6 protein-coding genes are annotated in these 11,589 nt (G+C 59.7%); 4 read left to right on the top strand and 2 right to left on the bottom strand.

The features are described from left to right. Positions 1 to 79: 79 nt before the first annotated feature. A complete protein-coding gene (locus DKY63_RS17440; RefSeq protein ID WP_239499313.1) occupies positions 80 to 1,831 on the bottom strand; it encodes a hypothetical protein in 1,752 nt (583 codons plus the stop codon). Between the two features lie 1,106 nt (positions 1,832 to 2,937). Between DKY63_RS17440 and DKY63_RS17435 the strand changes: the two genes are divergently transcribed. The 4 genes from DKY63_RS17435 (at position 2,938) to DKY63_RS17420 (ending at position 10,436) form a co-directional block, all read left to right on the top strand. After that, entirely contained in the window at positions 2,938 to 5,085 is a 2,148-nt protein-coding gene (locus DKY63_RS17435) for a cytochrome-c peroxidase (RefSeq protein WP_204354246.1), read from the top strand. Between the two features lie 147 nt (positions 5,086 to 5,232). After that, a complete protein-coding gene (locus DKY63_RS17430) occupies positions 5,233 to 6,525 on the top strand; it encodes a GGDEF domain-containing protein (RefSeq protein ID WP_110965204.1) in 1,293 nt (430 codons plus the stop codon). A gap of 87 nt (positions 6,526 to 6,612) precedes the next feature. Continuing rightward, positions 6,613 to 8,409 carry an acyl-CoA dehydrogenase C-terminal domain-containing protein gene (locus DKY63_RS17425; protein ID WP_110965203.1) on the top strand — a complete coding sequence of 599 codons (1,797 nt, stop codon included), beginning with the start codon at positions 6,613 to 6,615 and terminating at the stop codon, positions 8,407 to 8,409. 248 nt (positions 8,410 to 8,657) lie between these two features. Then, the gene (locus DKY63_RS17420) at positions 8,658 to 10,436 is read left to right on the top strand and encodes an acyl-CoA dehydrogenase C-terminal domain-containing protein (protein WP_110965202.1); all 1,779 of its coding nucleotides are present in this window, start codon (positions 8,658 to 8,660) and stop codon (positions 10,434 to 10,436) included. Positions 10,437 to 10,670: 234 nt separating this feature from the next. On the opposite strand, the gene DKY63_RS17415 is transcribed toward DKY63_RS17420, so the two are convergent. Continuing rightward, on the bottom strand, positions 10,671 to 11,582 hold the full coding sequence (locus DKY63_RS17415) for a LysR family transcriptional regulator (RefSeq protein WP_110965201.1): 912 nt from the start codon (positions 11,580 to 11,582) through the stop codon (positions 10,671 to 10,673). Positions 11,583 to 11,589: the final 7 nt, after the last annotated feature.

Raw genomic sequence — 11,589 nt, 5'->3', positions numbered from 1 at the left:
GCCTGACGCAGTTCTTCAATAAAAAACCGCCGCTCCTTCGGGAGCGGCGGTTTTTTTTTGCGCCATTGTCAGGCATTGCTTACCACGGGGTAGGGGCCAGTGGTCCGGCACCTGTTGGGACAGCGGAGCCTTCGCCATTGCGAATGAACGGAAGGTGCCAGAAGTCGTTGGGAACGACAGGGTCACCCGGCTTGACGTTCTCCGGAAAGATGAACTCGAACACCGGCGCCACGTATTGCCCCGCGATCAGCCCATTGGCCACTGGCGCTTGACTGGCGAGGCAGTTGTCCACCAGGGCCTGAGACAGATTGTTCGGGTCCGGAACGCACATTGACCGCGCCATCACCCGCAGAGTCCGGGTCGGCTGGCTGAGCAGTCCGGTTGGCGCCTTGCTGGCCCGCAGCCTGGCACGCTGTGGTTGAGCACCAGTGTTCTGGGTGGTAATGCCGCCCGAAACACCACGGCAAGTCGCTGCCAGGGTCAGTGCAGGGTTGCATTCACCGGTCATCTCATAGGGGGTCACCCAACGGTTGTGTTCCGTGCCGTTGTTGTCCACATCGATGAGGTAGATATCCACCGGGGTCAGGATGTCGGTTGTCGATGTCTCAAGGAACAACCGGTCCTGGGTTTCCTGCGCCACGCCGCTGACGGCGATCGGGTTCGGATCGGCGCTACCGATGCCGAATTCGCCGATCGACAGGTAGCTGGGCTGCGTACCGGGCTGCGTGTAGATACCGACGTTGGCTTCGATGGTGTGGGCGGAGATGAAGTCCGGCTGTCCGGAGGTTGTCGACTTGAACAGGGTGCCGGAGTAACTGATGAAGTCGCCGACTTCGAAAGGTGCTTGCTGGCGTGGATCAGGATCCGTCGGGAGCCTGGTCGCGTCGGCTACCGCCTTCATGACGAACTGGCTGCAAAACGTCTGGCCCAGCGCAGGTGGGCTCAATTCGCCGCTGGCCGGCAGCGGACTGACACTGGCCTGGCTGAAATTTCGGCAGTTGTTGGTCGTTGTCGGTGTCTTGGCCAGTGGCCGGTTTTTCTGTGGGCACAAGGCGTCATCGGCGCCACGTGGCACACACATGGGGAAGCCGGTGGCGGCGTGAATGGTCGGGTTGGCATCATCCACGGAGAAGCGCGGGTCTGCGGTGCGGACTCGGCCGAAGCGTCCATTCGGGTCGTTGATTTGCAGGATCGTGGGTTGCGGCGAGTTGGTGCTGGTCACCTCGATATTGCCAGTGTCCAGGTCGATCCGGCTGATGTAACCGCTGCCGGTCTGGGTGGTCTGTTGGGAGACATCGATCAAGCCGGCGATCTGTTTGCCATTGACGGTATTGCCTATCACATGGATCTCGAACGATGGGTAGGCAGGCCGGGTGCTATTGAGCCCCAAGGGTCCACCGTTGACGAAATCGCGCCAGCTCAGGGTATTGGCCGGCATCTGGATGATCATGTTGCAAGGCACGGTAATGGTGGTGCCATTGACCACAATCTTGCCGCCACTGCGTTCCACCGGAACGGTAGCCCCGGGGCAGGTTTCGGCGGGGGAGTCGACCGTCATGTCCTGGATGAAGCCCGTGACGTCGAAGCCGTGAATCGCCGTGGCATCAGTGAAGACGGGATCAGGCAGCGTGGGTGTGGCGAATGGCGCCACCGCCCCTTTTGTAGGGGGCTTGGCGGTCCCGCCACCACCGCCGCCACCGCCCCCCCCGCCACCAGGCGCACCTTTCGCGGCATAGGCGGCCCCTCCTCCTAGAAGCATTGCCAAGGCGACCGCACTGGCGATCAGTGCGGGGCGCGTGGCGAGCGGTTTTATTTTTGCAAATAAGTTCATGGTTCTCTCCAGAGCAATGCATGACCAGATGCCGGCCAATCGCTTCACAGATCTGTTGATGCGCTGATCCTGCGCAAAAAAGGCGCAAAACTGTGAGTGTCGGATGGGGCTCGATCCAACGGCCAAAGCGCCTGTGCTGTCGGTACTTGCCGTTTTGATTCATCCAACCTGCGATGCATCGGCCGGTTACAGACGCAATCGCGAGAGACCTTTCCGTGAGCCTGAAGCGTGCAAAGCAGGTGTCGTGCCTGTTTTGAAACATTCGGACACAAATAGCCGCCAGCGCACGCAATACGCGGGTTGCACGTTAAATGGAGAGAAGTGTGCGCAACTCCACAATATGGTTATTCACCAATAGCGGGGGGGATATATACCCAAGTTTGGGAAGTGTGAAGGGAAGTTGATGTACTTGCTGGGTGGTGTGTGTCCTGGGTAGTGAATGAGAACGGTTGCTTACATGTACTCCGCACAAATGAGAATTGCAAGTAAAAATTTCTTTAGTGATAGTCGTAAAGTGTTTTTCGGCAGCGAAAATAAAAAAAGCCATAGCTCACGCAATGCAACTTGTGCACGTGTGAAATGGCTTGTTTATAAGTTTGTAATATTTTCTGTTACTTGGCGGCAATGGAGTTTTTAAATAATGACTCCTGCTGAAATGGGTGTTTGCAATCCCGTGGCCAAGTCGTTGAATAACAATCTGAAGAAATATTTGCTTTTAAATACAATGACTTGATTATTCGCGTTGTTGAAGGAGTCCCTTGTCTTGGGGAGTATTCCCCAAAAGCGGGGCAACTTCACCAAAGTTGAGTGAAGTGCGATGCGAATAACTTTCAACTGTTTTTATTGCTGCGAAAAAAATTGTTTTTTTACTTTCGAAATCTTTTGTTACAGCTAAAGTGGCCTTAAGCACCTTCGTCTGGTGCGACCGAGCAATTAATAAAAAACCTGAGCCAAGAGTGTGCTTTGCCAGTTAAACCTCGCCTTGCCGATTGATGTCGAGTTGGTGTGACTGTTCGTGCAAGCAGCAAGATTCATGGCGATGAGTTCATCTCGCAACAGGGCAATCACGGAGCCTGGCTACTCCGTACTGAATCGGGAATGCCATCATGGTCAAGTACATGAGCATCTTCAGAACTACCCGCCTGGCCTGTGCGATGGCGATGACGCTGTCCGCTCTCGGCCTGCCGGTCATGAGTGCCTGGGCGGCTGATCCACCCGGGACGGTTCCACCGGCACTGGATGTGCCGATGTTGCAATCGCTGCGCGGCATGTCACCTCCCGATCCTTCTGGCACTGAAGGCGGACGCAAGGTCGACCTGATGACCGACTATGTCCTTAACCGTTCGGCGGCGATCCTCCTGGGCAAGGCGCTGTTCTGGGACATGGAGGTCGGCAGTGACGGCTCCACCGCGTGTGCGTCCTGCCACTATCACGCCGGGGTTGATCACCGAAACACCAACCAGATCAACCCAGGCCAGGCCAATACAAACGCGAACGTCGCATCGATCTTCAACAAGCCCTTCACCGCGTCCGACATTCCCGGCGATGTGCCGTCCTACACCACCAAATCCGGTGGCAAGGGCGGCCCGAACTATCTGCTGAAAAAAGCCGACTTCCCGACTCATGTGCTGTCCAACCCGCTGGACCGCAACTCGCCCATCGTCTATTCGACCGACGACGTGATCGGCTCCCAGGGCGTGTTCGACGCCAACTTCGTCAAGCCCCACCAGGCGCGCTTCGACAAGTGCATCCAGCAACCGGACGGGATCTTCCAGGTGGGCGGCATCAATGTGCGGCGCAGTACCGGGCGCAACGCGCCAACGGTGATCAACGCCGCGTTCAACGTGCGCAACTTCTGGGATGGCCGGGCCAACAACATATTCAACGGCTTCTCACCCTTCGGTAATCGCGACCCGGATGCCGGGATCTACGTGACCAAGGACAACAGCGGCGTGGCCACCAAGGTGCGGCTGGCGCTCAAGGATGCCTCCGCCGCCTCGCAAGCGGTCGGGCCTCCCGGCAGCCCGGTGGAAATGTCTTGTGGCGGGCGCACTTTCGCCGACATCGGCCGGCGCATGCTCGACTCGCTGATGCTCAAGCAGCAGCGGATTTCGTCCACCGACTCGGTATTGGGCCCGGTGTCCGGTGCCCGTCGGCCGACCTACCGCGAACTGATCAAGAACGCGTTCCAGCCACGGCTATGGAATGCCACGCAGCAGGTACTGGTGGGTGACGCGCCTTACACGCAGATGGAGGCCAACTTCCCGCTGTTCTTCGGCCTTGCGATCCAGATGTATGAATCCACGCTGGTATCCGATCAGGCGCCTCTCGATGCCTATCTGAACGGCGATCAGACGGCCATGAACGCACAACAGGTGCAGGGCCTGAATCTGTTCCTGGGCAAGGGCAAGTGCGTCAGTTGCCACGGCGGTCCTGAGCTGACCAACGCCGCCAGTCGCTTGCTTTTCCATCCTCGTGAGCGCATCGAGCGCATGGTGATGGCGGACGGCCTGACCACTCTCTACGACAACGGCTTCTACAACACTGGCGTGCGTCCGACCTCGGAAGACCTGGCGGTGGGTGGTTCGGATGCCTGGGGCAACCCGCTGTCCTTCACTCGTGAGTACAACACCCAACTGCAAGGCGGAAACATTCCCGACCCGCTGGAAGTCGATGTCTGCACCTTCGAAGCGCCGTTGAGTCCGGCAATTCCCTGCGATGCGACGCTCAAGCCCAACGTCAACTTCCGTGATTCGGTCGATGGTGCGTTCAAGACACCGACCCTGCGCAACATCGCGCTGACCGGCCCGTACTTCCACAACGGCAGCCGCGCCACGCTGCAACAAGTCATGGAGTTCTACAACCGTGGCGGCGACCGGCGTGGCGAAGACGCCAGCAACACCAGCGGCTTCGAGCATCCGGCGGTCAATCAACACAACGGCTCCAACCTTGATCCGGACATGTCGCCACTGAACCTGACCCAGGATGAAATCACTGCCCTGGTCAAATTCATGGAAGTCGGCCTGACCGATCCGCGAGTGGCGTGGGAAAGGGCGCCGTTCGATCATCCGTCGCTGGTGCTCGCCCAGGGCGCCAAGGGTGATGAGAACTCGGTCGGGCAAAAACCGGCCAGTCCGAAGATCACTACCCGGCAAGCGCAGGACGCCGAGTTCCAGCTCAAACCTATCGGTGCCGAAGGTCGTCCGGCGCTGGAGGGGCCACTGCAACCGTTCAATAACGACCTGCCACAGTAATTCCCCTTGCGTCACTGGCGGTCGAGAGACCCCAGTGACGCTTTTTTTTGTAAAAGCCTCAGTAATTCACTCAGCAATTTCGGGTTTCTGCCGTTACAGTAGTTGGCACATTGCCATCTACTGATCTGACGGGCCGGAGCTTTACCCTTGCCGCGTTCTTCCGCTGTACGTTTCAGTCATTTCCTACCGTCATTGCTGTTGTTGCTGGCGGGGCTTGCCGCCGCGTACGTCAAGGACCTGAACGTTTTCTTCACCTCGCTGTTCAACGTACTGCCCACCCTGGTCCTGCTGCTCGGCGGTGCTTATTGCGCGGTTTACCGGCGTCAGCGCGAACTGTTTCTGATGGTCACGGTGTACACCGCCTACTTCCTGCTCGACACCCAGACCGACTATTACCGCGACAACGGCAAAGTGCGCGAAGACGCGGCGGTGGTCTTTCATTTGTGCTGTCTTCTTTTGCCACTGCTGTTCGGCGTGTTCGCCGCCTGGCAGGAGCGAACGCACCTGTTCCAGGACATGGTGGCGCGTTTCGCGGTGCTGCTGGCGGTGGGCAGTGTCGCGCTGGGGCTGGAGCAGAGTTACCCACAGGCCTTGCTGATGTGGCTGTCGGAGATCCGCTGGCCGGCCCTGCATGGCGCCTGGATGAGCCTGATTCAGCTGTCGTATCCGGTGTTCATTGCTTCTTTCCTGCTGCTGGCCTGGCAGTACTGGCGCAATCCCCGGCCGCTTCACGCCGCGCAACTGGTGGGCTTGCTCGGGCTGTTCTGGATGCTGCCGAAAACCTTCATCCTGCCGTTTACCCTGAACATCATGTGCAGCCAGGTGATGCTGATGATTGCCGCCGCTGTCGCCCATGAGGCCTATCAGATGGCCTTCCGCGACGAACTCACGGGTATACCGGGTCGTCGTGCATTGAACGAACGCATGCAACGTCTCGGGCGCACTTATGTGCTGGCCATGAGCGATGTCGACCACTTCAAGAAATTCAACGATACCCATGGGCACGATGTCGGCGACCAGGTGCTGCGCCTGGTTGCCAGCAAGCTGTCGAAAATCGGTGGCGGCGGCAAGGCGTACCGCTATGGCGGTGAGGAGTTCGCCATGGTGTTTGCCGGCAAGACCCTGGAAGAGTGCATGCCCCATCTGGAGGTGATTCGCGAGTCCATCGCCAACTACCTCATACACCTGCGCAATCAGGAAAACCGGCCGCAGGATGACAGTCAGGGGCGTCAGCGTCGTAGCGGGTCCGGCGCTTCGAGCGTGTCGGTTACGGTCAGCATCGGCGTCGCCGAACGGGTGGAACAGCGCACCCCTGAAGAGGTGCTCAAGTCGGCCGACCAGGCGCTCTACAGTGCCAAGGGCGCGGGGCGTAACTGCGTGATGGCCTTTGGTCAGACCCGGCGCGGCGCCGTGCGTACGGAAGCCGCTACGGTTGAGTGATGATGGCGCATTCAGCGACTGGACTGTGATTGTGAAGGCGTGGCGGGCGGCAGTAGGTTGGAAATATCTGCTGACGGAGAAACGACCATGCCTGAGTACAAAGCTCCCCTGCGCGACATGCGCTTTCTGATCGACCACGTCTTCGACTTTCACGGTAACTACGCGGCGCTGGGGGCTTCTGATGCCAGCCCCGACATGATCAGTGCGATCCTCGAAGAGGGGGCGAAGTTCTGCGAGAACGTGCTGTCACCCCTCAACCGCAGCGGCGACGAGGAAGGCTGCCACTTCGACAACGGCGTGGTGACCACGCCGGCTGGCTTCAAGCAGGCATTCGCACAGTACGTGGAGGGTGGCTGGCACGGGCTGGCGGCCGATCCGGCGTACGGTGGCCAGGGCTTGCCGAGCTCCCTGGGGCTGGTGATCAGCGAAATGATCGCTTCCAGCAACACCTCCTGGGGCATGTACCCCGGCCTGACCCACGGTGCCATGTCGGCGATTCACGCCCACGGCACCGACGAACAGAAACAGACCTATCTGAGCAAACTCACCGCCGGCCAGTGGACCGGCACCATGTGCCTGACCGAAGCCCATTGCGGCACCGATCTGGGCATCATCAAGACCCGCGCCGTGCCCCAGGCCGATGGCAGCTACGCGATCTCCGGCAGCAAGATTTTCATCTCCGCCGGCGAGCACGACATGAGCGATAACATCATTCACCTGGTGCTGGCCAAACTGCCGGACGCACCGGCCGGCACCAAGGGGATTTCGCTGTTCATCGTGCCGAAATTCCTGCCCGATGCCACGGGCGAAGCCGGGCAGCGCAATGGCGTGTCCTGCGGATCCATCGAGCACAAGATGGGCATCAAGGCCTCGGCCACCTGCGTGCTGAACTTCGACGGGGCCAAGGGCTTCCTGATCGGTGAGGCGAACAAAGGCCTGAACTGCATGTTTACCATGATGAACCACGCGCGGCTGGGCACCGGCATGCAGGGGCTGTGTCTGGGCGAGGCGAGCTTCCAGGGTGCGATCAAATACGCCAACGAGCGCTTGCAAATGCGTGCGCTGACCGGCCCGAAAGCCCCGGAAAAGGCTGCCGACCCGATCATCGTGCATCCCGATGTGCGGCGGATGTTGCTGACCATGAAAGCCTTCAACGAAGGCAACCGCGCACTGACCTATTTCACCGCCCAACTGCTGGACGTCGCGCATCTGAGTACGGACGAAACGGCACGTCAGGAAGCGGAAGACCTGCTGGCGTTCCTCACGCCGATCTGCAAGGCCTTCATGACCGAAACCGGCCTGGAAGTGACCAACCATGGCATGCAGGTGTTTGGCGGCCACGGCTTCATTCGCGAGTGGGGCATGGAGCAACTGGTTCGCGATTGCCGTATCGCGCCGATCTACGAAGGCACCAATGGCATTCAGGCGCTGGACCTGCTCGGACGCAAGGTCCTGGGTAGTCAGGGCAAGCTGTTGCGAGGCTTCACCAAAATCGTCCACAAGTTCTGCCTGGCGAACGCCGGTCATCCGCAACTGGCGCCTTACGTGGCGCAGCTCAACGAGCTGAATCGGCAGTGGGGCGAGTTGACCACCGGCATCGGCATGGCGGCGATGAAAAATCCGGACGAAGTGGGTGCTGCATCGGTGGATTACCTGATGTTCAGCGGCTACATCATTCTCGGCTACCTGTGGTTGCGCATGGCGCTGGTGGCGCAGGCGCAGCTGGAAGATGGCAGCGGTGACGCCGATTTCTGCCGGGGCAAACTGGCGACCAGCGAGTTCTACTTCAAGCGTTTGCTGCCGCGCACCGCGTCTCACCGCGCCGCCATCGAGGCGGGGAGTGAGTGTTTGATGCAGTTACCGGCGGAGTTGTTTGCGCTTTAACACCCTCCCCCCTGTAGGAGCGAGCCTGCTCGCGATGGTCGTGAACGATAACGCGTAAAACCAGATGCCCGTGGCGGCCTCGGGTTTTTCGCGAGCAAGCTCGCTCCTACACCAAAAAATGCGATGACTAAAAATAACAAAACAGTCATGTGTCGACCCTATGTGTCTCAAAAGTTGTTGGGTTACACTCGGACACATCCAAAACACATTCCTGTGAATCACCTGTATTAGATCTTGCGAGGTTTGCCATGGCTGACTACAAAGCGCCCCTGCGCGATATGCGCTTCGTCCTCAATGAAGTTTTCGAGGTCGCCAAACTCTGGGCCGAGTTGCCGGCGCTGGCCGATACCGTCGATGTTGAAACTGTCGAAGCCATTCTCGAAGAAGCCGGCAAAGTCACCGGTAAAACCATCGCGCCCTTGAGCCGTGCGGCTGACGAAGAGGGCTGCCACTGGGCGGAAGGCGCCGTCACCACGCCGGCCGGTTTCCCGCAGGCCTATCAGACTTACGCCGAAGGCGGTTGGGTCGGCGTCGGTGGTGATCCGGCCTACGGTGGCATGGGCATGCCCAAGGCGGTGTCGGCCCAGGTTGAGGAGATGGTCAACTCCGCGAGCCTGTCGTTCGGCCTGTACCCGATGCTGACCGCCGGTGCCTGCCTGTCGATCAACGCCCACGCCAGCGAAGAGCTGAAAGCGGCGTACCTGCCGAACATGTACGCCGGCATCTGGGCCGGTTCCATGTGCCTGACCGAGCCGCATGCCGGCACCGACCTGGGGATCATCCGCACCAAGGCCGAACCTCAGGCCGACGGCTCCTACAAGGTCAGCGGCACCAAGATCTTCATCACCGGTGGTGAGCACGACCTGACCGAAAACATCATTCACCTGGTGCTGGCCAAACTGCCGGACGCCCCGGCGGGGCCGAAGGGCATTTCGTTGTTCCTGGTGCCGAAGTTCCTGGTCAATGCCGATGGCAGCCTGGGTGCGCGCAACCCGGCCAACTGCGGTTCGATCGAGCACAAGATGGGCATCCAGGCATCCGCGACCTGTGTGATGAACTTCGACGAAGCCGTGGGTTATCTGGTGGGCGAGCCGAACAAGGGCCTGGCGGCGATGTTCACCATGATGAACTACGAGCGTCTGGGTGTCGGCATCCAGGGCCTGGCCAGTGGCGAGCGCTCCTATCAGAACGCCGTCGAGTATGCCCGTGACCGTCTGCAAAGCCGTTCCCCGACCGGTGCGCAGAACAAGGACAAGGTCGCCGACCCGATCATCGTCCACCCTGACGTGCGTCGCATGCTGCTGACCATGAAAGCCTCGAACGAAGGCGGCCGTGCATTCTCCACCTACGTGGCCATGCAACTGGACACCGCCAAGTTCAGCGAAGACGCCGCGACCCGCAAGCGTGCGGAAGACCTGGTGGCCCTGTTGACCCCGGTAGCCAAGGCGTTCCTGACTGACCTAGGCCTGGAAACCACGGTTCACGGCCAGCAGGTGTTCGGCGGCCACGGCTACATCCGTGAGTGGGGCCAGGAGCAACTGGTGCGTGACGTGCGGATCACCCAGATCTACGAAGGCACCAACGGCATTCAGGCGCTGGACCTGGTCGGTCGCAAGGTGGTTGGTAGCGGCGGGGCGTTCTACAAGCTGTTTGCCGACGAGATCCGTCACTTCACCGCGACGGCCAGCGCTGACCTGGCGGAATTCACCAAGCCGTTGAACGATGCGGTGACCACCCTCGACGAATTGACGGCCTGGTTGCTGGATCGGGCGAAAGCCAACCCGAACGAAATCGGCGCGGCGTCGGTCGAGTACCTGCAAGTGTTCGGCTACACCGCATACGCCTACATGTGGGCATTGATGGCCAAGGCGGCTTTGGGCAAGGAAACCCAGGATGATTTCTATGCGAGCAAACTGGGGACGGCGCGGTTCTACTTCGCCCGCCTGTTGCCGCGGATTCACTCGCTGAGCGCGTCGGTCAAGGCGGGCAGCGAGTCGCTGTTTTTGCTGGATGCCGCGCAGTTCTGAGGATGTGACGTCATGTAAGCATTCTCTTACATGACGTGCTGCTTATCTCCCATAGTAGCGAATTGGATCCACCGCTAATCTACTTCACATGGACGTAGCGCAGGAAGCGCAAAGCAACAACACGGACACGTAGGATTCTGCCAGGACGGCGGAGTGAAATGGATGTCAGGGAAACAGTCTGCAAAACCCCGCTTCGGCGGGGTTTTCTTATGCCTGCGAAAAAGTCTTCAGCGTTCAGGCGCGCTCTTCAAAGCGGTCATCCGGCCCATTCATCACTTCCTCAAGCAAGGTCCGCAACAACGCCAGCGAGGCCTGTTGCCGTTGCACATCCCGACACACCAATCCGACCTTCAGCGGCACCCGTGGCTCCGTCAGCGGTTTCCACAACAACTCCTTATTGCCGTGAGCCTTTTGTGAGCGCCCGGGCAGTACCGTTGCCAGGCGCGTGTGCGGCAGGCTGCCGAGAATCCCGGCCATATTGTTCAGTTCGGCCTGCACTTGCGGGCGCCTGCCCAGGTTCGTCAGTTGCGCCTGCCAGATCTGTCGCACCTGAAACTCCTCGCCCAACAGCAACATCGGCAACTCGGCCGCTTGGCTCATGGACACCTTCTTGAATTCCCGCAACGGGTGGTCCGCCGGTATGACAAGGGTCAGTTCATCTTCGTACAGCATCACACCGTGCAGACCCGGTTGCCGGGGTGGCAAGTAGCTGATGCCGATATCCAGCGACCCATTGAGCAGTCGGCGCTCGATATCCAGCCCGGACAGTTCATAGATCTGCACCACCAGATGTGGCTGCTCCTTGCGCAGTCGCTCGAGCATTTGCGGCACCAGGCTGGTATGCACGGTCTGCAGGACTCCGATTGCCAGCGTGCGCAGTGCCTGACCCTTGAAATTGCCCAGTGCCTCGCGGGCCCGTTGCAGGCCGTCGAGCAAGGGCAGGGCGTGGTTGTAGAGGGTGTGGGCCGCCAGCGTCGGTAACAGGCGTTTGCTGCTGCGTTCGAACAGGCTGACATCAAGCGTCTGTTCGAGATGACGAATCTGTTGGGACAACGCCGGCTGAGAGATCGACAGGCGTTCGGCGGCTCGTCCGACGTGGCCCTCTTCGTACACTGCGACGAAATAGCGAAGTTGCTTGAAATCCATAAGTAAT

Origin of the sequence: Pseudomonas putida (genome assembly GCF_003228315.1) — a bacterium.
GTDB lineage: Bacteria > Pseudomonadota > Gammaproteobacteria > Pseudomonadales > Pseudomonadaceae > Aquipseudomonas > Aquipseudomonas putida_S.
The sequence above is the reverse complement of the archived record's forward strand: the minus strand, read 5'-3'. Positions and strand labels throughout refer to the sequence as shown.

Bases quoted from the DNA above. Each gene is read 5' to 3' on its own strand.
- DKY63_RS17440 (WP_239499313.1), bottom strand. From the start codon at position 1,831: ATGAACTTATTTGCAAAAATAAAACCGCTCGCCACGCGCCCCGCACTG.
- DKY63_RS17435 (WP_204354246.1), top strand. From the start codon at position 2,938: ATGGTCAAGTACATGAGCATCTTCAGAACTACCCGCCTGGCCTGTGCG.
- DKY63_RS17425 (WP_110965203.1), top strand. From the start codon at position 6,613: ATGCCTGAGTACAAAGCTCCCCTGCGCGACATGCGCTTTCTGATCGAC.
- DKY63_RS17420 (WP_110965202.1), top strand. From the start codon at position 8,658: ATGGCTGACTACAAAGCGCCCCTGCGCGATATGCGCTTCGTCCTCAAT.
- DKY63_RS17415 (WP_110965201.1), bottom strand. From the start codon at position 11,582: ATGGATTTCAAGCAACTTCGCTATTTCGTCGCAGTGTACGAAGAGGGC.